The 26,250-nt window shown below is 69.2% G+C and carries 20 protein-coding genes; 13 read left to right on the top strand and 7 right to left on the bottom strand.

All coding sequences use genetic code 11. The annotated features are described in order from the left end of the window. Window positions 1-72: 72 nt before the first annotated feature. The 11 genes from IT371_00930 (at window position 73) to IT371_00880 (ending at window position 14,182) form a co-directional block, all read left to right on the top strand. A complete protein-coding gene (locus tag IT371_00930; GenBank protein MCC6746188.1) occupies window positions 73-720 on the top strand; it encodes a cytochrome c3 family protein in 648 nt (215 codons plus the stop codon). Beyond that, on the top strand, window positions 717-3,779 hold the full coding sequence (locus tag IT371_00925; protein MCC6746187.1) for a TAT-variant-translocated molybdopterin oxidoreductase: 3,063 nt from the start codon (window positions 717-719) through the stop codon (window positions 3,777-3,779). The genes IT371_00930 and IT371_00925 overlap by 4 nt, the downstream gene beginning before the upstream one ends. A gap of 3 nt (window positions 3,780-3,782) precedes the next feature. Beyond that, window positions 3,783-5,231, top strand: a complete 1,449-nt coding sequence (gene nrfD / locus IT371_00920; protein ID MCC6746186.1) for a polysulfide reductase NrfD — start codon at window positions 3,783-3,785, stop codon at window positions 5,229-5,231. Next, complete coding sequence (locus IT371_00915; protein MCC6746185.1) at window positions 5,231-5,779, top strand: DUF3341 domain-containing protein; 549 nt, start codon at window positions 5,231-5,233, stop codon at window positions 5,777-5,779. The genes nrfD and IT371_00915 overlap by 1 nt, the downstream gene beginning before the upstream one ends. A 7-nt stretch (window positions 5,780-5,786) precedes the next feature. After that, complete coding sequence (locus IT371_00910; protein ID MCC6746184.1) at window positions 5,787-6,470, top strand: cytochrome c; 684 nt, start codon at window positions 5,787-5,789, stop codon at window positions 6,468-6,470. Then, window positions 6,467-7,687 carry a hypothetical protein gene (locus IT371_00905; GenBank protein MCC6746183.1) on the top strand — a complete coding sequence of 407 codons (1,221 nt, stop codon included), beginning with the start codon at window positions 6,467-6,469 and terminating at the stop codon, window positions 7,685-7,687. The genes IT371_00910 and IT371_00905 overlap by 4 nt, the downstream gene beginning before the upstream one ends. A 201-nt stretch (window positions 7,688-7,888) precedes the next feature. Beyond that, on the top strand, window positions 7,889-8,692 hold the full coding sequence (locus IT371_00900) for a hypothetical protein (protein ID MCC6746182.1): 804 nt from the start codon (window positions 7,889-7,891) through the stop codon (window positions 8,690-8,692). Window positions 8,693-8,733: 41 nt separating this feature from the next. Continuing rightward, window positions 8,734-10,014 (top strand): aminotransferase class I/II-fold pyridoxal phosphate-dependent enzyme, encoded by a 1,281-nt coding sequence (locus tag IT371_00895; protein ID MCC6746181.1) that lies wholly within the window; start codon window positions 8,734-8,736, stop codon window positions 10,012-10,014. Next, a complete protein-coding gene (locus IT371_00890; protein MCC6746180.1) occupies window positions 10,014-11,621 on the top strand; it encodes an amino acid adenylation domain-containing protein in 1,608 nt (535 codons plus the stop codon). Before IT371_00895 ends, IT371_00890 begins: the two co-directional genes overlap by 1 nt. A gap of 24 nt (window positions 11,622-11,645) precedes the next feature. After that, a complete protein-coding gene (locus IT371_00885; protein MCC6746179.1) occupies window positions 11,646-12,929 on the top strand; it encodes an aminotransferase class I/II-fold pyridoxal phosphate-dependent enzyme in 1,284 nt (427 codons plus the stop codon). Next, window positions 12,926-14,182, top strand: a complete 1,257-nt coding sequence (locus IT371_00880; GenBank protein ID MCC6746178.1) for an MFS transporter — start codon at window positions 12,926-12,928, stop codon at window positions 14,180-14,182. The genes IT371_00885 and IT371_00880 overlap by 4 nt, the downstream gene beginning before the upstream one ends. 12 nt (window positions 14,183-14,194) lie before the next feature. Here IT371_00880 and IT371_00875 read toward each other — a convergent pair whose 3' ends face one another. Next, window positions 14,195-15,022 (bottom strand): hypothetical protein, encoded by an 828-nt coding sequence (locus tag IT371_00875; protein MCC6746177.1) that lies wholly within the window; start codon window positions 15,020-15,022, stop codon window positions 14,195-14,197. 45 nt (window positions 15,023-15,067) lie between these two features. On the opposite strand from IT371_00875, the gene IT371_00870 reads away from it, so the two are divergent. Further along, window positions 15,068-16,708, top strand: coding sequence for a hypothetical protein (locus tag IT371_00870; GenBank protein ID MCC6746176.1), 1,641 nt, complete (start codon window positions 15,068-15,070; stop codon window positions 16,706-16,708). Between the two features lie 24 nt (window positions 16,709-16,732). On the opposite strand, the gene IT371_00865 is transcribed toward IT371_00870, so the two are convergent. Next, entirely contained in the window at window positions 16,733-18,820 is a 2,088-nt protein-coding gene (locus tag IT371_00865; protein ID MCC6746175.1) for a hypothetical protein, read from the bottom strand. A 331-nt stretch (window positions 18,821-19,151) separates the two neighbouring features. Here IT371_00865 and IT371_00860 point away from each other — a divergent pair, with 331 nt between their 5' ends. Further along, the gene (locus tag IT371_00860; GenBank protein ID MCC6746174.1) at window positions 19,152-20,228 is read left to right on the top strand and encodes a hypothetical protein; all 1,077 of its coding nucleotides are present in this window, start codon (window positions 19,152-19,154) and stop codon (window positions 20,226-20,228) included. Here IT371_00860 and IT371_00855 read toward each other — a convergent pair. From IT371_00855 to IT371_00835, 5 genes are all read right to left on the bottom strand, one after another. Further along, window positions 20,219-21,451, bottom strand: a complete 1,233-nt coding sequence (locus tag IT371_00855; protein MCC6746173.1) for a nitroreductase family protein — start codon at window positions 21,449-21,451, stop codon at window positions 20,219-20,221. The two genes, IT371_00860 and IT371_00855, sit on opposite strands and share 10 nt — an antisense overlap. Before the next feature lie 35 nt (window positions 21,452-21,486). Continuing rightward, the gene (locus IT371_00850) at window positions 21,487-22,869 is read right to left on the bottom strand and encodes an aspartate ammonia-lyase (GenBank protein ID MCC6746172.1); all 1,383 of its coding nucleotides are present in this window, start codon (window positions 22,867-22,869) and stop codon (window positions 21,487-21,489) included. 819 nt (window positions 22,870-23,688) lie between these two features. Continuing rightward, the gene (locus IT371_00845; protein ID MCC6746171.1) at window positions 23,689-24,597 is read right to left on the bottom strand and encodes a hypothetical protein; all 909 of its coding nucleotides are present in this window, start codon (window positions 24,595-24,597) and stop codon (window positions 23,689-23,691) included. 148 nt (window positions 24,598-24,745) lie between these two features. Then, window positions 24,746-25,171, bottom strand: coding sequence for a DUF420 domain-containing protein (locus IT371_00840; GenBank protein MCC6746170.1), 426 nt, complete (start codon window positions 25,169-25,171; stop codon window positions 24,746-24,748). 39 nt (window positions 25,172-25,210) lie between these two features. Beyond that, the gene (locus tag IT371_00835; protein MCC6746169.1) at window positions 25,211-25,879 is read right to left on the bottom strand and encodes an SCO family protein; all 669 of its coding nucleotides are present in this window, start codon (window positions 25,877-25,879) and stop codon (window positions 25,211-25,213) included. Window positions 25,880-26,250: the final 371 nt, after the last annotated feature.

The following is a 26,250-nucleotide window of genomic DNA, read 5'->3' as shown; positions in this document are numbered from 1 at the left end:
CAGTCCCATCACCGAGCCGAGACCCCCTCCTGCCGTTCGGCGCCTCGGCACTTCGATAACTAGGGTACGCACGTGGCGGTCATCTTCCCTCGTTGGACCAATAAAATTCCTCTCATCCTCGGCGGTGCGGTCCCCATGGGCGGCATCGTCGTGGTGGCCGCGGTCTGGTACTGGGGCTCCCCCAAGTACACGGACGTGGGCTATCAGCCGGAGCAGCCGGTCGCCTTCAGCCACCAGCAGCACGCCGGCGAGCTCGGCATGGATTGTCGCTACTGCCACAGCACGGTGGAACGCGGCGCCTTCGCGGCCATCCCTCCGACGCAGACCTGCATGAACTGCCACGCCACCATTCGCAAGGACAGCCCCAAGCTGGCGCCGGTGCGGCAGAGCGCCGCCACGGGCAAGCCGATCGAGTGGGTCCGCGTCCACATGCTCCCCGACTACGCCTATTTCGATCACAGCGTGCACCTCGCCGCGGGGGTGGGCTGCGCGAGCTGCCACGGACGCATCGATCAGATGCCGGTGGTCCGCCAAGACCAGTCGCTCAGCATGGGGTGGTGCCTGGAGTGCCACCGCAACCCGACGCCGCACCTCCGTCCGAAAGGCCAGATCACGAACATGGCCTACAGCCCGGCCGAGGCGAAATACGACGCCGCGAAGGACCCGCAACGCACGCGCACCCTCAAGCCGCCCGTGTACTGCTCTGGATGCCATCGATGACCACGACACGACCGACAGTGGACCCCGCGACCTCCGACGTCGAGACGCCGGCCCCGGGGGCGAGTCACGGATACTGGCGTAGCCTTCGCCAGCTCGCGGAGCCCTCCGCCGGACAGGATGCGCTTAGGGACGAGTTTCCCGAGGGAGCCTCCGAGCTCGAGGTAACGCCCGTGGATCGTCGGGGGTTCCTCGGCGTGATGGGTGCCTCGCTGGCTCTCGCCGGGGCGACGCTCAGCGGCTGCGTGCGCAAGCCCAAGGAGAAGATCCTCCCCTACGCCTCGCGGCCGGAGGACCTCATTCCGGGCCGGCCCAAGTACTACGCCACCGCGACCGCCATCGGCCCCACGGTGCTGGGTCTCGTGGTGGAGAGCCAGGAGGGGCGGCCGACCAAGATCGAAGGCAACCCGCGCCACCCGAACAGCAGCGGCGCGACGAACCTCTGGGCGCAAGCCGAGGTGCTCCGGCTCTACGACCCGGACCGCAGCCGCACGCCCGCCCGCGGGAAGGAAGGGGGCGCGCCCGCGCCCGCGACGGTGACCGAGCTCGAAGCGTTCCTCAAGGAGCATCTCGGCAAGCTCCGAGGCGACGGCACCGGCCTCGCGCTCCTCCTCTCCTGGCGCCCCTCCCCCACGCTGCAGAAGCTCGTGGCGGAGTTCCGCACCGCGTACCCGAAGGCCACCGTCCATCTGCACGACGCCGCCTACCCCGCGGGGGACCGCGCTGCGACGGCCCTCCTCGGGCAGGGGCAGCTCCAGCCCGTCTACGCCGTGGATCGGGCCAAGGTGGTGCTGACCCTCGACTGCGACTTCCTCGGCACCGAGGGGGACATGGTGCGGGCCACCCGGGGCTTCGCCGCCGGCCGTCGGGTCCGCTCCGAGCGCGACGAGATGAATCGGCTCTACACCGTCGAGCCGATGCTCACGATCACGGGCGGCATGGCCGACCATCGGCTACCGCTGGCCGCCTCCCAGGTGGGAGCGTTCGCGCGGGCGCTGGCGGCCGAGCTCTTCCGCAAGGGCGTGAACCCGCCCACCGGCGCGCAGGAGCTGGTGAGCAAGCTCGGCGGGACCTCCGAGGCCTTCGGGAAGTGGATCCCGGCGGTCGCGGCGGACCTGGCCCGGCAGCGCGGACAGAGCCTGGTGCTCGTCGGAGAGCGCCAGCCGGCGTGGGTCCACGCGCTCGGGCACTTGCTCAACGCGGCCCTCGGCAACGTGGGACGCACTGTCACCTATACCGCCCACGAGGAAGGCCCGGCCGAGGGGATCGAGGCGCTGGCGAAGGCCATGCGCGCCGGCCAGGTCAAGACGCTGGTCATGCTCGGCGGCAACCCCGTCTACGACGCTCCCGCCGACCTCGAGTTCGGCGCCGCGCTGAAGCAGGTGCCGACGAGCATCCACCAGAGCCTGTATCCCGACGAGACCTCGCGGGCCAGCTCCTGGCACGTGCCGGCGAGCCACTTCCTCGAGGCCTGGGGCGACCTGCGCGCCAAGGACGGCACGACGAGCGTGCAGCAGCCGCTCATCGCACCGCTCTTCGGCACCTGGTCCGAGCTCGAGTTCCTGGCCCGCGTCGTCGGGAGCCCCGTTCTCGACGGGCACCAGCTCGTCAAGCGCGGCGCGGCGGCGCAATACAAGGGGCAGCTCGACTTCGAGCGCTTCTGGCGGCGCACGCTGCACGACGGGGTAATGGCCGGCAGCTCAGCTCCCCCCGTCTCCCCGACCTTCAACTGGGCGGCGCTCGCCGGAACGTTGCCCGCGGCGGCGGCGGCGAGCGGCGGCCTCGAGCTGGCCTTCCAGCTCGACGAATCCGTCTACGACGGACGCTACGCGAACGCCGGCTGGCTGCAGGAGTACCCGGACCCGGTCTCGAAGCTTACCTGGGACAACGCGGCCCTCGTCGGACCCGTGACCGCCAAGCGCCTCGGCCTCGCCGACGGCGACCTGGTCGAGCTCTCGGTGCAAGGGCGCAAGCTGAAGATCGCAGCGTTCACGGTGCCCGGCACCGTCGAGAACACGGTCGTCGTCCCCCTCGGCTACGGCCGCACGGCCGCGGGCAAGGTCGGCAACGGCCGCGGCTTCAACGCCTACGCGCTGCGGACGACGCAGGGGCTCGGCTTCGCCGGCGGCGCCGCCCTGGCCAAGCTCGGCGGCACCTACAAGCTCGTGACCACGCAGGAGTACGGCCAGCTCGTCGAGCCGCAGACCGGCCGGCGGCGGCCGCTGATCCGCGAGGCCACCCTCGCCGAGTACCGCAAGGACCCCGCCTTCGTGAAGAAGGACGAGGCGATCCCGGCCGAGAAGATCACCTCGCTCAGTCACCGCTCCGTCGAGACGGGCGGCCAGCAGTGGGGGATGGTCATCGACCTGAACGCCTGCACGGGCTGCGGGGCCTGCCTCGTCGGCTGCCAGGCCGAGAACAACATCCCGGTGGTGGGCAAGGAACGCGTGGCGAACGGCCGCGAGATGCACTGGATCCGCATCGACCGCTATTTCGAGGGGTCGATGGAGACCCCGCGCATGGTCTACCAGCCCGTGCCGTGCATGCACTGCGAGAATGCCCCCTGCGAGCCGGTTTGTCCGGTCACGGCCACCTCGCACAGCGCCGACGGCATGAACGACATGATCTACAACCGGTGCATCGGCACGCGCTACTGCGCGAACAACTGCCCCTATAAGGTGCGACGCTTCAACTACTTCAACTTCACGAAGGAGAACGACGCGCGCAGCCCGCTCCTCGCGATGCAGCGCAACCCCGACGTGACCGTTCGCTTCCGCGGCGTGATGGAGAAGTGCAGCTACTGCGTGCAGCGCATCATGGAGGCCAAGGCCGAGTCGAAGCGGCAGGGTCACGGCGTGGTGGCCGACGGCGCCGTGGTCCCCGCGTGCGCGCAGGTCTGCCCGGCCCAGGCCATCGTCTTCGGCGACATCAACGACCCGAAGAGCGCGGTGGCCTCCGCCAAACGGGACAGCCGGCACTACGGCTTGCTCACCGAGGTCAACACCCAGCCGCGGACGACCTACCTCGGTAGTCTGCGCAACCCGAATCCGGAGCTGGCATAACCCATGCTTGATCGAGCGGAACAACTGCAGCTCGAAGATCCGGTGGACCGGCGAGCGCCCCTGATCCTCCGGGGGGCCGACTTCAAGGGCATCACCGAATCTGTCAGTCGCCCCACAGAGTGGAAGACTCCGAAGGCCTGGTGGATCTATTTCCTGGCCGCCTCGTCGCTCCTCGCCCTGCTCCTCGGCGCGGTGGGCTACCTCTTCTGGGAAGGCGTCGGGATCTGGGGTCTCAATAACCCGGTGAGCTGGGCCTGGGACATCACGAACTTCGTGTTCTGGGTCGGTATCGGACACGCCGGCACGCTGATCTCGGCCATCCTCTTCCTCTTCCGGCAGAAGTGGCGCACGTCGATCAACCGCTTCGCCGAGGCGATGACGATCTTCGCCGTCATGTGCGCGCTGCTCTTCCCGTCGATCCATGTCGGGCGCGTCTGGCTGCTCTACTACGTCTTCCCCGTGCCGAACCAGATGTCCGTCTGGCCCCAGTTCAGAAGCCCGCTCCTCTGGGACGTCTTCGCGGTGACGATCTACGGCTCGGTCTCGCTCCTCTTCTGGTACGTGGGCCTCATCCCCGACCTGGCCACGCTCAGGGACCGGGCGAAGACCCGCGCCCGGCAGCTCGCCTACGGCATCTTCGCTCTCGGGTGGCGCGGCTCCAACCGCCACTGGCAGCACTACGAGAAGGCCTATCTGATCCTGGCCGGCCTGGCCACGCCGCTCGTGCTCTCGGTGCACTCGGTGGTGTCCTTCGACTTCGCCACCTCGAACCTGCCGGGCTGGCACACGACGATCTTCCCGCCCTACTTCGTCGCCGGCGCCATCTTCTCGGGCTTCGGCATGGTCATCACGCTCATGACCATCGCGCGCTGGGTCTTCAAGCTCGAGCACCTGGTGACGACCCGCCACTTCGAGAACATGGCGAAGGTGACCCTCCTCACCGGCTGCATCGTGGGCTACGCCTACAGCATCGAGTTCTTCACCGCCTGGTACAGCGGCAACCCCTACGAGAGCTTCACCTTCATCAATCGCGCCACGGGGCCCTACGCCTGGGCCTACTGGATCATGGTGAGCTGCAACGTGATCTCGCCGCAGATCTTCTGGTTCAAGAAGGCGCGGCGCAGCATCCCGATCCTCTTCGTCGTCTCGATCTTCGTGAACATCGGCATGTGGTTCGAGCGCTTCGTGATCATCGTGACCTCGCTCCACCGCGACTTCATGCCCTCGAGCTGGTTCTACTTCTCCCCGACGATCTGGGACATCGCCACGCTGCTCGGCAGCTTCGGCCTCTTCTTCACCATGTTCGCCCTCTTCGTGCGCTTTTTGCCCATGGTGGCGATGGCAGAGGTGAAGGGAGTCCTGCCCCAGGCCAATCCCCACTTCCACCCGGAGCCCGGACCTGCGGCGCCCGGGTCGGCGGAAGGGGCCCCGCTCACGCATCAGGAGGCCTAATGACGGCCCAGGCTCCCACCTCCAAGACCTTCGGTGTGCTGGCCGAGTTCGAGACGCCGGCGGCGATCTACCACGCCGCCGAGAGCGTCCGCGACGCGGGCTATACGCGCTGGGACGTGCACACCCCCTTCCCCGTGCACGGCATGGACAAGGCCATGGGGCTGAAGCAGTCCAAGCTCCCCTGGGTCGTGCTCGTCATGGGGCTCACGGGGGCCGGCGGCGCGCTGCTCCTGCAGTGGTGGATCAGCGCCGTCGACTATCCGGTGGTCATCGGCGGCAAGCCCTTCTTCAGCTGGCAGGCCTTCGTGCCGATCATGTTCGAGCTGATGGTGCTCTTCTCGGCCCTCGGCGCGGTCTTCGGCATGTTCGGCTTCAACAAGCTGCCGCGGTTTCACCACCCGCTCTTCTCCTCCGCGCGCTTCGAGCGCGTGACCGACGACAAGTTCTTCCTCTCCATCGAGGCCGACGACCCGAAGTACCGCGAGGAGCAGACCACGCAGCTCCTGCAAAAACTCGGGGCGAGCCACGTGGAGCTGGTGCAGGACTAGGCCCGTGATGCGCGACGCCCACAGACGACCTTTCGCTCTACGGCTGACCATCCTCACGGCAGCGAGCCTCCTCGGGCTCGGCTGCCGCGGCGATCTCTCCGCCGAGCCCCCCGTCCATTTGAACCCCAACATGGACAACCAGAGCCGCTTCGACCCGCAGGAGCCGAACCCGTTCTTCGAGGACCAGCGCGCCATGCGGCCGCCGGTACCGGGGACCGTGGCCATCGGCGAGCTGCGGGAGAACGACCACCTCCACGAGGGAAAGGTCGCGGGCCAGTTCGCACCGGTGCTCCCGATGCGGCTCACGCGCGCCCTCCTCGAGCGGGGACAGGACCGCTTCAACATCTACTGCGCGCCTTGCCACGGCATGGCCGGGGACGGCAACGGCATGGTGGCCATCCGGGGCACCAAGGTCGGGATGGTGAAGGTCCCGACCTTCCACGACGCGCGCCTGCGAGCCTTCCCCGTCGGCCAGCTCTACGACGTGGCGACGAACGGCGTCCGCACCATGCCCGCCTACCGGGCCCAGATCCCCACGCAGGAGCGCTGGGCCATCGCGGCGTACGTGCGAGCCCTGCAGTCAAGCCATCACGCGCCCCTGGCCGACGTCCCGGCCGAGGTGGTCCAGCAGAAGGGCTGGACCGCGCCCGCAGGCGGCGCCGGCGGTGCCCCCGAGGAGGGCAAGCGATGAGCCACCACGGACCCGACCTCAGCTCCCTCACCGCGGAGAAGCTCGCGCTCCCCGCGGGGCACGGCTGGAACAAGATCCCGGCCATCGGCGCGGTGCTGGGCCTCCTCGGCCTCGGGGCCGCGTTCGGCCTCGGGATGTCCCACCGCCACGACCTCTTCCCGTCGTATCTCGTGGCCTTCCTCTTCTGGCTGAGCCTCGGGCTCGGCGGCCTCTTCTTCGTGCTCGTGCAATACGCCGCCCGCGCCGGCTGGAGCGTGGTCGTGCGCCGCATCGCCGAGCTCCTGATGTCCACGCTGCCGCTCTTCATCGTCCTCTTCATCCCCATCGCGATCGGGCTCCACGACCTCTATCACTGGTCGCATCCCGAGGCGGTGGCGCACGACGAGCTGCTCAAGCACAAGGCTCCGTACCTCAATCCGACCTTCTTCTTCATTCGCGCCGGCGTCTTCCTCGGCGCCTGGGCCCTGCTTGCCCGCTACTACTGGAAGCGCACCACCACCCAGGACAAGACCGGCGACAAGGAGCTGACCCGCCGCATGCAGGTCATGAGCGGCCCGGCGATCGCCATCTTCGGCGTCACGGTCAGCTACGCTGCCATCGACTGGATCATGACCCGCGACCCCCACTGGTTCTCGACCATGTTCGGGGTCTACTACTTCGCGGGCTCCATCGTGACCACCTACTCGACCATGGCGCTCATCGCGATGGCCATGCGCAAGGCGAAGGTCCCGGGGTCAGAGCTCATCACCACCGAGCACTTTCACGACCTGGGCAAGCTGATGTTCGCCTTCACCGTCTTCTGGGCCTACATCGCCTTCTCACAGTACATGCTCATCTGGTACGCCAATCTCCCCGAGGAGACGGTCTGGTTCGCCTACCGCTGGGACGGGACCTGGAAGTACCTCAGCATTCTGCTCGGCGTGGGCCACTTCGTGGTCCCCTTCTTCTTTCTGCTCCCACGAACCATCAAGCGCACCCGAGGGGCCCTCTTCCTCGCCGCGATCTGGATCATCTGCATGCAGGCCGCGGACCTCTACTGGCTAGTCATGCCGGTCTTTCACAAGGCGGGTCCGCACGTGACCCTCATCGACGTGGCGGCCTTCGTGGGCGTCGGCGGCCTCTTCGTGGGGCTCATCGGCTGGCGGATGAAGAAGGTCCCCCTCGTGCCGGTCAAGGACCCGCGCCTCGCCGAATCCGTCTCCTTCGAGAACTTCTAGCCTCCCGCAGAGCTCTCTGCGACCTGCCGGGGCTTCCCGCCACTTCCCCTTGATGGCGCCGGCGCGGCCCGGCCGACCGGTCGCGCGCCAAGCCCATCGACCGCTCGCGCCAAGCCCATTGCCGCGTCTCCAACGCACGGGGTAGACTCGAAGCCGTCGAAACCCGGGAACTAACGCCCACCAAGGTTCGTACACCAGCCCATGAGCCAATCACGCCTTCCCGACTCGCAGAGTATGCCCATCGTTCCGACCGGTGAGGTGGTCTGGACCTGCTTCGACAAGGAAGTGGCCCAGTTCTACGGCGAGGAGGGGGGGGCGCGCATGTTCGACGACGTGCGCAACACCCCGGAGGTGGAGAACTACCTCAACGAGGAGGCGGTGGCCCTCGATCGCCTCTTCCGGGCGCTCCCCGACCGCAATCACCTGATCGAGGTGGGCTGCGGACACGGGCGATACCGCCCCTGGGCCGCCGAGCGCGACCTGAACTACGACGGCCTGGACCTCGTGGCCGCGCTGGTGGACGCGGGCCGGAAGCTCCACGTGCCCACGCGCCCCGACCTTCGCAGCAAGCTGCACATCGAGTCCGTGGAGGAGCTCGGCCGACTCTTCGAGCACGAGGGCCTCCAGGGGCACGGCAACCGGGTGATCACCCTCTTCCCCTTCAACTGCTTCGGCAACCTCGCGCGCCCGTCGATGGTCCTGCGCGCTCTGGCTCACACGCAGGCGAGCGCGCTCGTCTCGACCTACTCGACGGACCCCGAGACGACGAACCTCCGCATCACCTACTACGAGCAGTGCCACTACTCGGGACTCGTGGCGCAAGACCTGCCGAAGGGCGTGGTCATCCGCTCGCGCGAGGGGCTGCGGGCCTACGCCTATCGCGAGGAGTACCTGACCCGCCTCTTCGCCGCCGTGAACTACCGACTGGAAATGTGTTTGAAGCTGGACCGCATCGGCATCGGCTACTTCTTCGTCCCTCAAGAGGATGCCGCCCGCCCCCGCTAACGCCATCGCGCGGAACGACCGTTTTCCAAGGAGAGACTGCGATGAAAACCCTCGTTGAGTCGGTGATCGACCTGAACCTGCGGTCGCAGCGCGCGAGCATCCACGAGGTGCTCCAGCGCAGCCGGATGTTCGACGCGGACGCCGTCGAGATCAAGGGACGCATGATCAAGATCGACGACCACTGGGTCGCCGACTTCGCCTCGTGCAACTACCTCGGCTACGACCTCGACGAGGAGATCATGGACGCCATCCCGCCGGCGCTGCGTCGATGGGGGATCCACCCCAGCTGGTGCCGCCTGGTCGCGAGCCCCCACCTCTACCAGGAGTGCGAGGACAAGCTGGCCGCGCTCACCGGCGCCCCCGACTTCCTCATCCTGCCCACGGTGACCCTGATCCACGTGGGCGTGATCCCCGCGCTGATGGAGAAGGAAGGGGTGATGTTCCTCGACAAGTCGGCGCACATGACGATGTACGAGGCGGCCAAGATGGCCAGAGACAGCGGCTGCAAGCTGGTGAGCTTCGTCCAGAACGACTACGCCCGACTCGAGGAGCTCCTCGCCACGCACCGCGCCGCGCCGCGCAAGCTGATCCTGGTGGACGGCGTATACAGCATGACGGGCGAGTACCCCGACCTGCCCCGCCTCTCCGCGCTGGCCAAGAAATACGAGGCCATGATCTACGTCGACGACGCCCACGGCTGGGGGGTGGTGGGGGAGAAGCCCGACGCGGAGATGCCGTACGGGCACCGCGGCAACGGCATCGTGGCGCACTACGGGATGCGCTACGAAGAAGACAACATCATCTACGTGACGGGGTTCTCGAAGGCCTACTCCTCGCTCGCGGCGGGCATCGCCTGCAGCAAGAGCTTCAAGGCCTTCATCAAGGCCTACGCGACCCCCTACGACCTCTCGGGTCCCTGCCCCACCGCGTCGCTCGCCAGCCTCTACGCCGGCTTTGCGGTCAACGAGGTGCGCGGGGAGCAGTACCGCAAGAACCTCTACCAGGTGACCAAGCGCGCCGTCGACGGGCTGAAGGAGCTCGGTTTCCACGTCAACAACGACAACTACTTCCCGATCATCTGCGTCTGGGCCGGAGAGACCGAGCGCCTCATCGCGGCATCCAAGATCCTCTTCGACGCGGGGGTGCTGCTCACCCTCGGGCCCTACCCCATGGTCCCCAAGGGGCAGGAGGAGCTCCGGATCACGCTCACGGCGGCCAACACGATGGAGGAGGTCGAGAAGTACCTGCTCGCGGGCTTCCGCAAGGTGCGCGACTACCTGGTCGAGCAGAAGGCGCCGCTCAAGCCCGAGGGTGTCGCCTGATGAAGTACCTGCTCCACCACACGCTCGAGGAGAGCTTTGCCCACGCCGCCGCGAGGACGGCGATAGACCAGGAAGGAAGGACCATCACCTACGGCGCGCTCGACGCCCTGTCGAACCGCGTCGCCCGCGCCCTCCTCGAGGTTCGGGCCGCGCACCCCGGCCAGTTCTACGTCGGGGTCTCGTCGGCGGTGACGATTCACTCGGTGGCCTCGATCCTCGGGGTGCTCAAGGCGGGGCTGGCCTACGTCCCGCTCGACGTCCAGTCTCCCGTCTCGCGTCTGGCCGAGATCGTGGACGACGCGAACCTCTGCACGCTGATCCTCGACCCGTGGGCGCTCCCCGACTGGGCCGAGCTCCTCGGTCGCGACCGGGTGAAGGACGCGCTCCTGATGGACGCCGACGAGCGCGTCACCGTCGCCGCGTCGTCGCGCCGGGTCCGGCACTGGGAGGAGCTCGAGACGCTCGACGGCTCGCCGCTCCCGTGGCAGGGGACCCTGGCCGACGATCTCGCGTACGTGCTCTACACCTCCGGGTCCACGGGCGTGCCGAAGGGGGTGATGCTGAGTCACCGCAACGCCAAGACCTTCGTCGACTGGATGCAGAAGGAGTTCCGGGTCACCCCCGAGGACCGCATCATCTCGCGCTCGCCGCTCAACTACGACCTCTCCGTCTTCGACGTCTTCAACAGCCTGGCCGCCGGATCGACGCTCGTCGTGAAGGATCTCCGCAAGCGCGTCACGGCGGGAAGGAGCTCCGAGGAGCGCCATCGCGCCTACGTGGAGCTGATGCGCGACCGGCGCGTCACGATCCTCTACACCACCCCTTCGACCTTCATCACCCTCCTCGACAAGGGGGGCCTCGACGGTCGAGTGCCGCTCCGCCTGGCCCTCTACGCGGGAGAGCCCTTTCCGCCGCCGCTCCTGCGCAAGCTCATGCTGGCGGTCCCCGGCCTGAAGGTGGGTAACATCTACGGCCCGACGGAGACCAACATCGTCACCTACTACTGGGTCCACGAGCCGCCGGCCACCGACGACCCGATCCCCATCGGCCGCGAGTGCGACGACACGCAGATCGTCGTGGTCGACGACCAGGGGGCCCTCTGTCCCCCCGGCGAGCTCGGTGAGCTCTGGGTGCGGGGCGGGACGGTCTGCTTCGGCTATCACGGGCGCGAGGAGCTGACGCGCGAGCGGCAGGTGAAGAGCCCCTTCCACCCCTACCCGGCCACCTTCTGGCGCAGCGGGGACTACGGCAAGCGCCTCCCCGACGGGAACCTCGTCTACCACGGGCGACTCGACAACATGGTGAAGACGCGTGGCCACCGCGTGGAGGTGGGCGACGTGGAGGCGGCCTTCGCGGGGATCCCGGGGCTCAGCCAGGCCGTGGTGGTGCCGAAGCCGCACCCGAAGTACGGCAAGACGATCCATGCCCTCGTCCTCCCCGAGGAAGGGGCCGCCCTGGACCCCGAGGCGCTCATGCAGCAGATCGCCTCCAAGCTCCCGGCGTACATGCTGCCGGCCGACATCCGCCTGGTGACGGAGTTCCCGCACACCTCCACGGGGAAGGTGGACCGCCAGCGCCTGATGGCCCTGCTCGCCGCCGAACCCTGACTCGCGCAACCCCAGGAGACGTGCATGTCCGGATCCACAGAAGACCTGTTCATCGGCGGGGCGCTCGACGAGCGGAGGCGCCGCATCGCCGAGATCTGCTCCTCGAGCCCCATGTTCAACGTCGTGACCCGCCGCGTGGACCGGCGGCACCTCGAGGACGCCTCGGGGCACTGGCTGGGCGACTTCGCCACGCAGGACTACTTGGGGATCGACTTCGACCCCGAGGTGCTCGAGGCCGCCGTGGAGGCCACCCGCAAGTACGGCTCCGTCGTCGCCTGGTGCCGGCTCGTCGCCACGGTGGACCTCTTCACCCAGGCGGAGGCGGAGATCGCGAAGCTCGTCGGGACCGAGGCCGCCAACATCTTCGCCTCGACCACGCTGCTGAATCACGGGGTCATCCCGGCCCTCGCGGGCAAGGACAGCGTGATCTTTCTCGACAAGGCGGGGCACGCCACGATGTACGAGGGGGCGAAGCTGGCGCGGGACAGCGGCTCGAAGCTCGTCAGCTTCCCGAGCGAGGACCATCTGGCCCTCGAGCGCCTGCTCGAGGAGCACCGCGCCACGCCGAAGAAGCTGATCCTGACCGACGGCGTCTACAGCATGACCGGCGACTATGCGAACCTCCCGCGGCTCGCCGAGCTCGCCCGACGCCACCAGGCGCTCCTCTTCGTGGACGACGCGCACGGGTTCGGCGTGGTGGGCGAGAGGCCGGACGCCTCGCACCCCTACGGGCGGCGCGGCAACGGCCTCGTGCGGTACTTCGACCTGCACGACCCGAACATCCTCTACGTGGGCTGCTTCTCGAAGGCCTACGGCACCTACGGGTCCTTCATCGCCTGCAGCACCGCCATGCGTTCGTTTCTCCTCTCGCAGGCCACGCCGCACGACCTGGGCGGTCACGGCCCCGCCTCGGCGATGGCGGCTCTCCTCGCCGGGCTGCGCATCAACGCCGAGCGGGGTGACGCGATCCGCGAGCGGCTCCACGCGCTCACGGTGCAGGCGCTCACCGGGCTCCGCGACCTGGGCCTCGAGGTCGAGAACTCGACCGACTTCCCGATCATCTCCGTCTGGCTCGGAAACAGCGAGCACATGATCGAGGCCTCGAAGATCCTCTACCGCAACCACGTGCTCCTGACGCTCGCCCCCTACCCCATGGTGCGCCGGGGCGACGAGGCCTTTCGCCTGACCGTGACGCCCACGAACACCGAGGAGCAGCTTCAAGCGCTCTTCACGGGCTTCCGAGAGGTACGGGACTACCTCACGCGCCAGGGGCTCCCCCTCCGTCGCCCCGCCGCCGAGCGTCCGTGACCGACACCCCCGCCGGACCGCCGCCGGGACTGCTGGCCTCCCTTCGCCGCGTCAACCGGGAGATCTGGCTCCTCTTCTGCGCGAGCTTCGTGAGCTGGTTCGGCACGAGCCTCACGCAGATGTACTCCGAGATCTACGTCTTCCAGCTCACGCGATCGAACTTCTACGTCTCGCTGGTGATCTGCGCCGTCTTCGGCGTGGGGGTCCTCTCCTCGGCCCTCTTCATGCGGCTGCACAAGCGCCTGGACCTGGCCGCCATCGTCTACGTGAGCGAGCTCGTGAGCGGATTGCTCCTCGTCGGGCTGTCCCAGATCTTTTCCCGCCAGCTCGTCTACGTCTATCTCGCTATCGGCTGCGTCTATCTGGCCTATGGGTTTCACAAGCCAGCCATGCAGACCCTCATTTACGACCTGACAGCCGACAAGCGACTCATCCGCCAGATAAACTCCTATCGCACGGTGATTACCAGCGTAGCCATGGCGCTCGGCTGGATCGTGGGACCCTTTCTCTTCCGCAAGATCAGCTTCGGCGGGCTCTTCCTGGTGGACGGCGCCACGTATCTCGCCAGCGCCGTGCTGCTCTTTCTGGCCGTGCGAAAGCGCCGGCCCGGCGGCCCCGCGGAGGAGCCCGAGGAGACCCCCAGCGTGCAGCTGGCCCGCCAGCGCGCGGCCGACCCCCGCACGAACACCCTCGTCTTGGTCGGGGGACACGCCGTCGTCTGCCTGGTCTTCGCCACCGTCACGGCCCTCGAGATGGGCACCATGCGCTCGGTCTACGGCCTCACCGACCGCGGCATCGGGATCTTCTTCACGCTCTGGATCGTCGCGGAGGGACTCGCCGGGTTCGTGGCCATGCGCTTCGCGCGTCCGGGCAGCGACTTGCCCCGGATGGTCCTCGGCTGGTTCGTCTTCATCGCCTCGGCGACGCTCTACCCCGTGGCCGGCTTCGTCCCGCTGGCCGGCTTCTTCTTCATGTTCGCGGGCGTCGTGTACTCCGCGATCGAGATCTTCGCCCAGAACTACATCCACCAGTCGCTCCGCCCCGAGCACCATCCGCGTCTCTTCGCGCAGCGCCACCTGGTCTCGAACGTGGTGAACCTGGCCTTTTTGCCCCTCTGCGGCTTCGTGGCCGACCGGATCGGGGTACTGCCCACGATGTTTTCTGGGATGGGGCTCGCCCTCGGGACGGCCGCCCTGCTCGCCCTCGTGGCCCGCCGTGGCGCGCGGCCACCGGCCGACGTCTCTGCTTCGTAGGTAACCCGCCGGTCAGCGCCGCTGAAAGAAGCGGCGCTCGAAGACCCGCCGAAACCCCACGCGCGCTCCCGAGAGCGCCGAGCTCGCGTGCTCCGTCGAGGTGAAGTAGGCCCACCGGCACCCGGCCGCGCGGGCCAGCGCGACGCGCTCCAGCAGCATCGCCGAGTGCAGCCCCAGCCGCCGATGGCTCGAGGCCGTGGCCGCCTCGGCGAACAGGGCCAGCTCGCCCACGATCCCGACCGCCCCGGTGGCCACGGGAACATCCTCCAGCAGGTACAGCAGGCAATGGAACTCCACGCCGGGGAGTCGGCGGTCGGCCAGATTCCGGGCCAGCTTCTCCGCCACGGCCGTCGAGAGCCCATTCTCGCGTGCGTCGAGGCCGACAAACGTGTCGAAGAGCGCCCCCGATCGCTGGGTCACCTCCACGCGGCGAAGCGCGCTCAGCGGCACCTTCAGGACTTCCTGCAGGCTCACCATCTGCGGAAGCGTCCCGAGCTCGAGGACATGCCAGAGCTCGAGCTCCGCCGGCAGCTCCTCGTAGCCCCTTTCTATTAGCAGCGGCAGCAGCTCGCCCGGTGCGGCGGGGTCGAGGTAGACCCCCGGGGCGAGGCCTTCCCGGGCGTAGAAGGCTTCGACCTCGTCCAGGAGCTTCGGCGTGACCCGACAGATCGCCTGCGCGCAGTTGTAGTAATTCCAGTCGGCGCCACGAAGCAGCGTGAGCTGGCACTCCGGCCGTTCCACGAGCTCGTCGTAGTAGAGGAGGTACCAGACGCGGTTGTTGGCTCGAATGGCCGCCTGGAGGTCCCCATAGACCGAGTCCCCGGCCCAAGTCTCACGCATGAGGCCATGCTACCATGCGCGCGTCCCCCGACGGACGAGGAGGCCATGGCCAGCACCGACGCGCTCGACGTCACCTCCCCCCTGAGATGGTCCGGCACCTGCTCCTGGACCAAGGCCGACTTCACCTCTCGCATGCCGGAGCTTCTCCGCGACGACCCCCGCCGCGCCGACGTGCCGATGTTCCGGCCCGCCGTGACGCTCCTCGAAGAGCTCGCGGAGACCGAAAGGCAGCGGAGACAGGCCGCGCTCCTCGGCCGCATGGACCATATATACGCCTATTCCCTCTTCCTCGGCGTGCTCGGCAGCGCCCACGCGCACTGGCTGCGACGGGAGCTGGCGCTGGCTCTCGCGGCCTCGCTGCGTTTCCTGAAGCTCGCGCTGAGCGCCCCCCCAGACCAGGTTCCCGAGCTCGAGGCCCTCCGACGCCAGCTGCGAGGCGAGGACCCCGCCATGGCGAGCTACCTGGAGACGGTGCTTCGAACCTCGCTGCTCCACCACCAGGCCCACCAGCCCCATCCCCGCGCCTACGGCGTCTTCGATCGCCTCCCCTTCTATCTCGAGTGCGGCGGCGACGTGATGATGGGGGCCCACGGACCGGTCCTATCCGAGTTCCAGGTGGCCTACCAGGGCTACCCGCACGCCGAGCAGATGGTCCAGGCCGCCTACGCCGCGACGCTGCCCGAGCTCTTCGACGGATACGCGCTGCGCCTGGACGACTTCACCGAGCGGCGAGGCCGTCAGCTCGAGGCGGCGATCGGGCTTCTCGCCGGAAGGACGCCGCCCTCCCGCGTGGGGCGCGTGGTCGTGGACGCCTGGAGCCAGCCGGGGCACGAAAACGGCAGCCACGCGCCGCTCGCCGCCGCCCTCGGGGCCGAGCTGCTCTATTTCGACCACCAGAAGCGGTCCGAGAACCGCTACGCCGCGCTGCGGAAGGGCTTCGACAAGCTCTTCGTCTTCAATCAGCCGGGCGTCTGCTTCCTCGACCCCGAGGCGCCCCACTGCGCGGCCTACAACGCCGAGGAGATAGAGGTCTATCCCGAGCTCGGGTGGCGCGGCGTGATAGACGACTATTTCGCGGGACGCACGCTTTTGAGCGTCCCGCCCCCGGCGGATATCCTGAACGACAAGGCGTTCTATCCGCTGGTTCGTCCCCTCGTGCGCTTCTTCTTCGAACGCGACCTCGAGCTGCCCGTGGCCGATGCGCGTCCGCTCTGGGACCCCGAGGACCCCCGCCGGCCGAACCGCGCCGTCTTCGGTTGGGCCCTGGAACACCAGGAGCAGGCCGTTATCGCTCACCGCTACCTGGAAGGGGGGATGGGGATCCGCGTTGGGGCCTACCTCGAGCCCGCCGCCTACCGCGCTTTTCTCGAGCAGCAGGTCGCCAGGCGCCCCTCGCTCTTCGTCCTGCGCGGCTTCTACCCGATGGCGCCCGTCCACTCGCTCCGCGCCTATCTCTCGGCCCTCATCGCGCCGGGCGCGGGGCAGCTCGAGACGCGGGTCGAGGTGAGCGACCTCTTCTGCGGTCGCATCACCCTCGAGCGCAGCGTGGACAATACGGCTGCTGGGGGACAGTGTTTCGACGCGTGGGAGTCGCGGCTACCCGGCTACAGCGAGGCCTACGACCGCCAGCTGGGGGAGCTCCGCCGGCAGCACCCAGCCGGCGGGCCCACCCGCGTGCCCGTTTGACCCCGGAGAGGGGACGGGGCCAACCTACAGCGCGTCGACGAAGGGATCGCCTACGAGGATGTCCTGCCCTTCGCGCCAGAAGAGCGAGCTCGTGCCGCGCTGGTCGTAGCTGTCCATACGGTGGCGGTTCGCCGCACCGAGATAGCTATCCTCGTAAAGCCTGAGCAGGAGCGGACCGAAGTCTGGGCTGGCCGAGCGTATCGGCACGCTGCCTATGGCGGAGACGAACGCGCCCTTGCCGTACACCAGACTGACGAGCAGGTTGTCCTCTGCCGGGGGCACCGGCCACGCGTCCTTGGGGAGCGTATCGCCCGGACGCTGGTACGAGCCCACCATGCAGCCACTCATCAGCGCGACGAGCGCCCCCTTGCCCGCCGCGATGCCGGTGCGCGCCTGGGCGCTGGTCAGCAGGGAGCCCTGGGGCGTGCCGTGCCCGTTGACCCAGACCACGCGCCGCGGAAAGGCGGGCGAGCCGTTCAGGTGGCCGAGGAAGATATCCGCAGCCTGCCAGCCTTCGTCGATCCAGGGCAGCGTGCGCGCGTAGGTCAGGAACTCCTCCATCGACGCGTACTGCTCGAGGGGGGCGCGCACGTAGCAGGCTCGGTTGTTCCTGCAGCGCCCCGGACCGAGCGTATTGATCGCGTAGTAGTCGATCCCCGTGGCGCCGAGCAGGGGCCAGAGCGGGGCGAGCTGCCCGAGCTGCCCGAGGTCGTTTCCGACGTGATAGATGTTGCGCGCATAGGTCTCGGGAGCGCGATAGAAGGCGAGCGTCTTGGCGAGATAGGGCCTTAGCTGGCGCCCCCACGCCGCATAGTCGCGCTTGTCGGCCGCGAACCCCACGGGCAGGAAGGCGGCCCAGAGCTCCCGGCCCGGGCGCGGCCCCTGCTCGAAGTCGTCGAAGTCGTGGGGTGGCGCCGGGAAAGGGACCTTCACGTCCTTCGGCACGACGCAGGGCCAGTTCACCGGCGGCGTACCGCTGCACTCGGGGAGGGCGGTTCCCTCGGGGATCACCCGCTTCACCTGCATGTCCAGGTCTTCGTAGTAACGGGTCCAGTACCTGGCCTGCGGCACGTCGACCCGCCCCAGGAAGAAGGTGGGCAGGGGGACGTTGCCGACGAGCAGCACCCCCTCTAGGGCGGCGTTGGCGCTCTTCTCGGCCTTGAGGAGGGCGCGGATCGCCGCGGGGGGCATGGCGTCGAGGCCCTGCACGCCGGCGAGGCGGATCGCGAAGCCGCGGCGTGCGCAGGCGGCCTCCAGGTAGTCGTGGAGCGCGGGCGCGACCTGGGCGTAGAGGCGCTGATCCACGAGCGCCAGGGCCTTCGGCGCGCCGGAGCAGAAGGAGGTTCCGGCGAGGGGGCGGCAGCTTCCTCGCACGCAGAGCTGGCCGCTCCCGCAGGGACAGGGTGCGCCATCGGGGGTAGCCGACGACGCGGGCAGCGTCGCGCGGGCGGGCGGTTCACCGCAGGTCGGGACCTCGCCGTCGGTGCGGATCGGGGCACGCCCCGGACAGCAGAACCAGTTCAGGTTCGGAGCGGCGCAGAAGGTCGCACCGAGCACGAACTCCTCGCTGCAGGAGAGGTCCGGTCCCCCGAGAGAGGCATCGCAGCCGGGCAGCGCGGCCGGGACGGGGGGAGCGAGCTCTGTGCAGCCGCCCCCCGCGGGGATGACCTTGTCCGCGGCGTCGCAGTAGCACGGCTGGTCGTTGGTGTTGCCGCAGCACTCGCCCGCCTTGCAGTGGAAGGAGTCGAAGCAGGTGTGCTTGACCTTGCCCTTCGCGTTGAGGGCGCAGGAGGGCGGTGCGGAGAAGGGCGGCTCGCTCTGACAGACGCCGTCCGTGGCCCCGACCCCCCGCGGGCAGCAGTACCTCGGCTTCTTCCCAATGGTGCAGCGCGTGGCCCCGACGAGCGGCTTTTCGGCGCAGGTCAGGTCCGGCCCTCCGAGCGCGACCTCGCATTCCTCGAGCTGGCTCGACGGCGCCTGCGCGCGACCTTCCGCTTCGCGCCCCTGCCCTTCGGGCAGCCCCGAGCTGCAGGAGGCTGCGACCGAGCACGCAGCAACGGCGAGCAGCGCGAGGCGCACCCGTAGCGCGGGAGCGCGTCCATCGACGGGCATACACGAAACTCCTTGGGCGTTGCCTGCGCGCTGTGCAACCCGCGGACCACCACGCGGAGCGCGTGACTACGGCGAGTTGTCGAGGGCCGTGGTCGCGAGGCGACCGCCGTTCGGTCGAGTCGCCGGGCATTCCCCTCGAAATCGATGGACCGGCGTGAGCGCGTTCGGGCGGCCCGTTCAGCAGCCGCCGGGGCTGGCTGCGGCATCCAGCGATCGTGGGAAGATCTGCAACCTCCGGGTGGCACTCAATTGTAACTATTTACGATTTTCGAGTTGAGACCGGCCGAAGAGTGGCACAGGTGGTGCTCTCCGTCTGCCCAGGAGGCCTTCGATGGCAACTCGCGCAACGTCCGCCGTGCTCTGGTCCCTGGTCCTTCTCTCCAGCGTGAGCGCCGGCTGGGCGGCCAAGGGAAAGGCCCTGTCTCAGGTCACGGGCCGGGCGCTCCGCCTGGCGGGCTCGTACGCCACGCGCGCCATCCGCGAGAACTACAGCGGCGGCTTCCAGCTCAAGCTCGCGCGGCAGGCCGATGGAAAATATCGGGTCTCTTCGTTCGTTCCGCATTCGTGGCTCTCGAGCCAGATCATCAGCTTCGATCCCGAGGGCGAGTACCTGGACGGCGCCGGGCGGGACGCGCATCCACCGCAGGCCTCCGACGCCCGGGGGAAGCACGCGCTCCTCTCCGCGGCCTTTCAGCTCGTCAAGGCGGCGCGCCAGCTCGGCGTCACCGAGGCCACCTTGAATGCGCAGGAACAATCGGGGCGCTATCTGATAGCCATCCAGTACGCGGGGAACACGCTGCTCGAAACCTTCGACGGCGTGGCGAGACGGCTGGACGGCCGCCACGTCTCGGCCGAGGGCGTACGCACCTTCGATGCGGTCTGGCGCGCGCCGGTTCGCGGCTCGGTCACCGAGCTACGCGACCCGCGGCAACTGCCCGAGGGGTTGCGAGCCATCCACGAGCATCCGCGCGCCCTGCGCGTTCAACTGGGCTCGCGGCGCGCCTTTGTGGTCTTCGACGCCCGGGGCCAGGGCGGGGGCGTCACCGTCCAGCCCGCCCAAGGGGGCCGATCCACCTGGACCTCTGGCCGCTTCGAACGCCTGAGCCTCGATGGGCGCTATCTGCTCGTCTCCGACGAGGTGCGCGGATCGCAGCTCCAGCTCTCGAACGGGGGCCACGACCTACAGTACCGCGCGGGACGCAAGCCGCGCTTCCTCTGGCGCGTGGACCTCACCACGGGGCTCGCGGCCCGCGAGGGGAACTTCGATCCCGCCATCGCGCGCGTCGAAGAGCAGGCGCTCGCCGAGTATCGCCGCACCCACCCGATCGACCAGAAGCGCTGGGACGCCGACCTTCAGCGCCACCGGGACGAGAGCGCCGCGCGCCACGCCCGGTCGCTCTATCGCTGACCGCGCACGCCGTGGGTCTCGTAGGATATGCGCTGCTCGGGCAACTCGCTGCGCGGCCGGATGGTGGTCCGCTGCGCGTAGCCTAGGCCCACCGCGGCCAGGATCATCGTGCCGTGCCGGCTATCCCGCCCACCCTGGCTCAGCGCCGCGCGCACCTTGTTCTCGCCCCGCGTACCGACGGGAGCTATCCGCACGCCGAGCCCCAGGCTCTCCGCCCCGAGCCGAAGATTGGCCAGGGCACAGCCGAGGTCGTGGGGCATGAAGAAGTGGACGAGCTTCCGCTTGGTCACCGTGTTGTGCGGGTCCTTCTTGAGCTGCGTGCCGAAGTCCGCGGGGGGCGGCCCGTAGCTGCCGGCGAGCACCGCTACCACCGGAGCCTCGGCGAGCACGCGATCCTTCGCGGCCCGCGCGATGCGCGCCTTGGTCTCGGGATCCCGGACCAGCACCCAGCGCCAGGGCTGACGGTTCTTCGAGCTCGGCGCGGCACGCATGGCCTCGAAGACCGAACGCAGCACGTCGGGCTCCACGGCCCGCCCGTCGAACGAGAGCACGTCGACCTCGCGATCGAGCAGCTCGCGCATCGGGCGCCCGGCGCGCGCCAGAGCCGTCGTCCCCTCGAAGAGCGTGGCAGCCTTGCCGAGCTGGTCCTGAAAAACCGTCAGCGCGAGGGGGGCCCGCGGCGGGCTCTTGAGCGCGAGGCCCGCGGGCGGCGCTCCGACGGGGATGACCGTCAACAGGTGGCGGTTCTTTCCCACGCCGAGGCTGCGCTTCATGGACTCGCGGTTCGCGGTCCCCTGGAAGGTGATCCCGAGGCCGAGCTCCTGCGCCTTGTAGTACATCCGCATCACGGCCATAGCGCCGTTTTCGCGGAAGAGCTGCGGCGACTCGGCGGTGCGGACCAGCACCGCGATCCCCACCGGTGCCTTGGTCAGCCACTTGCCGTAGCTCGTGTGCCCCGCGAGCTCCTCGAGGACTCCGCGATTGCGGATCACCACGAACTCGAGGGGCTGGCTGCCGTCGAGGGTCGGCGCGTTCCAGCCGGCCTGCATGATCTGGCGCAGCTCGCCGTCGGTGACCGCGCGCGCCGGATCGAAGACGCGCAGGCTGGTCCGCTTGAGCAGCGCCTCCATCGCGTCGAGGGCGTCGCCTCGCGCTGGCAGCGCCCCGGCGACGACCCACAGCGTCGGGACAGCCGCGAGGGCGAATCGTCTGATAGCTCGCATCGGACGCCACGCAACGGTCATCGAGGTCCCTTTCATCAATCGAGCATGCCCCCGCGCGCCATGCGGGCGGGGCTGAGGAGCTTGGCCGCTTCGGCCTCGGGCAAATCGCCGCTCTCTACCACCACCTCGAGCAGCGAGCGATTGGTGCGAAGAGCCGTCTTGGCGTGGTACGCGGCACGGTCGTAGCCCAGGCGAGGCACCAGAGCCGTGGCGAGGCCGAGCATCTGCCGCGCGCCGCGCAGGCACGCCTCGTCGTTGACCTTGAGCCCGCGGATCGCCTTCTCGGCGAGGGCCCGGATCCCGCGATCCATGATCTGCACCGAGCCGAGCAGGTTGTGCACCAGCACCGGCTCCATCTGGTTCAGCTCGAACTGCCCGTTCTGCGCGGCCAGGTTCACGACCACGTCGTTGCCCTGCACCTGATAGCCGATCTGGTTCATGACCTCGGCGATGACCGGATTGACCTTCCCCGGCATGATCGACGAGCCCTTCTGCTGCTCGGGGAGCTGGAGCTCCCCGAAGCCGGCCCGGGGGCCCGAGTTCATCAGGCGCAGGTCGTTGCAGATCTTGATCAGGCTCGACGCCGAGACCTTGAGCATGGCGTGGGCGCGCGTGAGCGAATCCACGTTTTGCGTGGCGTCCACCAGGTCGCGGCTCCGCACGAGAGGCACGCCCGTCAGGCCCGCCAGCGTCTTGGTCACGTTCCGCACGTAGGCCGGCTCGGCGTTGAGGGTCGTCCCTACCGCGGTGCCGCCCAGGTTCACGCTGGTCAGCGCGCGCATGGCCTCCTTGATGTAGCGCACGTCCCGCTTGAGCACCGCGGCGTAGGCCTTGAACTCGCGCCCGAGCATGATGGGCACCGCGTCCTCGAGGTGCGTCCGGCCGGGCTTGGGCAGGTTGGCGTAGCGTCCCGCCTGCGTGGTGAGCTCCGCCACCAGCAGCTCGTAGGCCGAAACGAGGCTCTGGAGGCGCCGGTAGGCCGTGAGGCGGGCCGCCGTCGGATAGACGTCGTTCGTGGACTGCGCCATGTTGACGTGGTCGTTCGGATGCACGACCGAGCTGTCCCCGATGCGCCCGCTCACCAGCTCCGAGGCGCGCGCCGCGATCACCTCGTTGACGTTCATGTTCACCGAGGTCCCTGCCCCGCCCTGGATGGGATCGGTGAAGAACTGGTCGTCGTGGCGGCCGGCGATGACCTCCTGGGCGGCCGTCACGATGGCCGTGCCGATCGTCCGGTCCAGGCGTCCCGTGCGCATGTTGGTCATCGCGGCGGCGGCCTTGACCTCCGCGACGCTGCGGATCATGTCGAGGGGGACGCGCTGCCCGGTGATGCGGAAGTTCTCGAGGGCCTTGGCCGTCTCCGGGCCGTAGTACCGCTTCTTCGGCGGTCGGGCGCCCCCCGCCGAGAGCCGCACCATCTGTTCGGTCTTGGTGAGCGGCCGGGCCGCCGCGGGCACCGGGGTCCCCGTCAGCTCGAGCCAGCGTGCGAGCTCCTTCGGCCCCTCGCGCAGGCCGCAGCTCCCCGCGAGGCAGCGGAGCGTCTCGAGGCGCCCCGCCTGATCGAGCGCCTGCCAGTTCGACGGAAAGGTGCGGGCCTCGACGAAGTCCGCCGCCAGTGCCTTGTAGAGCGCGCCGAACTGCCTGCCCGGGGTGAGCTCCTCCCAGCCGGCGGGGCGCTCGAAGCCCCGGACGAAGACCTCGAACTCGCGCTCCACGAGCTCGCGTGCGTCCCGGTACGAGACCGGGAGGCCGGAGGCCCGCATGGCCTTCCACTCCTCCCGCGTGCGGTGCGCCTTCAGCTGCTGGAGCAGCGCCTCCTGCACGCGACCGCGCACGAGGCCCGATGGGGCGCCGCGACCGGCCCGGGCGATCCGCGCCACGGAGCGCCGGATGGCCTGCCGCAGCGCCGGGTCCGCGACCGGAGCGGCTCCGGCCCTCCCGGCCGCGAGCTCGAGCACCACGAAGAGCAGGCCCGGCAGCGCGAGGCGCAAGGCTCGGAAGGCGCTACGTCGAGGCGAACTCCGGCCCGTGGTGCGGCGATCTCTCGTGCTCACGTGCGGCAACCTCCGACCGAGGTGGAGGATTGCAACCGCGGGACCAGCCGCGGGACGTGGGAAATTGCGAGCTTGTGCTCCTTGCCCCCCACCCCCTGACCGATAGTCACCGAGCGGCTGGCCTAGCAGCCGGGACGTGACCAGCGCGCGACCAGCACACGCCCCCTCGGGGCCCGCGAGCGATCACCGCCAGGGATTGTCCGTCCGCGGCGGCCCGCCGAGGAGACGAACCGCCTCGCGAGCGTCGTTCCCCTCCGTCTCGCGGAGCGCGGCGAGCGCGGCGGCGAAGGTCCCCGGACGCCCGAGCGCGTGGTCCACGAGCGTCTCGAGGTGCCCAGTCAGGTTGTAGGCCACGGGGCTGAAGAAGACCCGCTGCAGGGCGCGCTCGCCGACCAGCTCCGCCACGCGCAGGGCGAAGAGGTAGCGGGGGTAGTAGGAGTGGCCGCGCTGCGGGGCGAGGTATCCGAAACGCCGGATCGCCACGCGATAGGCGAAGTACTCGGTGATCCCCTCGTAGAGCTCCGATGGGGCGCTCCGGATGAAGGGCTGCGACAGCCCGTGGATCACCTCGTGCACCATCGTCTGGCGCTGTCCGAAGGCGTGGTTTCTCGAGACGAGCGCCTGCCCGCGAGAATGCAGCCCGGCCAGGGAATCCGTCTTGCCGTGCCGCTGCCGGTATACCGCCTGGAGCGCCTCGCTCCGGAGGGTGAAGATCGGCACGGAGCTCGCGTCCAGCCCGAGCTCGTCCCGCAGCGCCTCTCGGACCTCGCGCTTCAGGGCCCTCAGTCGCCGGCGCTGCGAGCCGAAGGGCAGCGCCTCGAGGCGCAGCTTCTCGAGGGGCCCGTGCTGAAGGACGCCGTCTCGGAACAGCACGGCCACCGCCAGGCCTCCCGTGCTCTTGCTCCGGAGAAACCCGAGGATGCGGGCCGGCTCGTTCATGCGGCCGGTCCGCGGGTGTCGCAGCCGCAGCTCCGCGCCGATCCGGAGGCCCTGCGGCTCTCCCGTCTCTCGTTCGAGCCTTCCTTCCCCCACGGAAGGCACGAATAACCCCAGCCAGGCCCCGAGGACCCGAACGTAACCCACGCGCCGCATGTGATCGCGCCGCAGAGCAAGCCGCGTACCAGGGGAGCCATTGCGGCGGCACGCGACGTTGGCGACGCGTTCGAGCGCGCCGGTCGCCGATCTTGCGGCGCGCGGGCCTCGAGACCCTCGATTTCCGGCGCGCCCGCCCCTGGGGCCTTCAGCGAGTCGAGAGGTGGTGCACGAAGACGTAGATCACGACCCCGGTGGCCGAGACGTAGAGCCAGATGGGGAGCGTGAAGCGGACCACGCGGCGGTGGCGGTCCCGCTGGTCCCGGAGCGCCACGTAGAAGGTGTAGAGCACGAGCGGCAGCGCCACCACGGCCAGGAGCGTGTGCGAGGAGAGGATCGCCAGGTAGACCTTGCGCAGGCCGGGATGGCCGACGAAGCGCTGGTGCCCGGCCAGCGCCAGGTTCACCAGATAGCCGCCCAGAAAGATGCACGACGAGACGAAGGCCCCGCCCATGAGCGCGCGGTGGAGCGCGAGCTTCCGACTCCGCACGGCGAAGAAGCCCGCCAGGATGAAGACCACACTCAGGGCGTTGAAGAAGGCGTTCAGCGGGGGAAGGGCTGCAACCCAGGTCATGCGCTCCTCGATCTCCTCGTCTTCGTCCACTTCGGGGCGCTACTCGTCCAGCAGCCGCTCCGCGTCCCGCAGCAGCGCGTCGTAGGGCGCGTTGTCGGTCGCCTGATAGTAGCCCCGGATGCGGCTCGCGCGGTCCACGAGCACGAAGTGCGAGCCGTGGAAGAGGTCGGCCGGGTCGCTCCCCGGCTTCTTGCGCTCGAGCCCGACCTTGAAGCCCTGCACCACCGTCCCCTTGATCTGCTCGAGGGGCCCCGTGAGGAAGAACCACCGACGGCCGTCGGCAGCGAAGCGGGCGGCGTACTCGGCCAGCACCTTGGGCTGGTCGAACTCCGGGTCCACGCTGATCGACACCAGCTTGAGCTTTTCGCCGTGAGAGCGCGTGGCCTGCTGCAGCTCGGCCATTCGCTTCGTGAGCGCCGGGCAGATCGTCGGACAGCGCGTGAAGATGAAGTTCGCGATCCAGACCGTGCCGCGCAGCTCCGCCGTGCCCTGACGCCGACCCTGCTGGTCGAGGAACTGGAAGGCCGGCAGGCTGGCCAGGACCGGGGGCGGCGGCGTGAGGCGACGGTGGAGGACGCGCGCCAGCGGATACGCGGCGGCGAGCGCGAGCAGGACCAGCCAGAGCCACGGGTGCGCGTACCACCGCCGCGGCGTGGCTCCGGGTCCGGAAGACGAGGGCTGCGTGCCCAGCGAAGGTGCGGCGTCCATGGCCGGCGCAATGTAGCACTTGTTCCGCTCGTGGGGTCAGCCGCCCGAGGTGGCGAACCAGGGCAATCGAGTTCTGCGGATGGAAGAACCTGGGGAGGGCCTCGGGCGCTCGTGACGCGGTGGAGGCGTGGCGGGTGGACCGCGCGCGCGGGATCGAGGGAACCAAGGGGTGATAGCGGCGGGGATCGATGCAAAGGCCTTCGGCGCGGTGCTGCGCCCGGGGAGCTTCACTCCTTCTCCGGCTCACCCGAGCGCACCGACAACGGCAGCGGCGCGGCGGGTCAAGGCCCCCGAGCGCAGCGTCCGTAGGCAGCAGCGCCCGCCAGGGCGCTGTCGCCGGAGGTCCGCAGCCCCGCACGTCGCGCCTCTCG

The organism is Deltaproteobacteria bacterium (assembly GCA_020848905.1).
Classification (GTDB): Bacteria; Myxococcota_A; Polyangia.
This window is presented reverse-complemented; position numbering and strand designations above follow the sequence as displayed.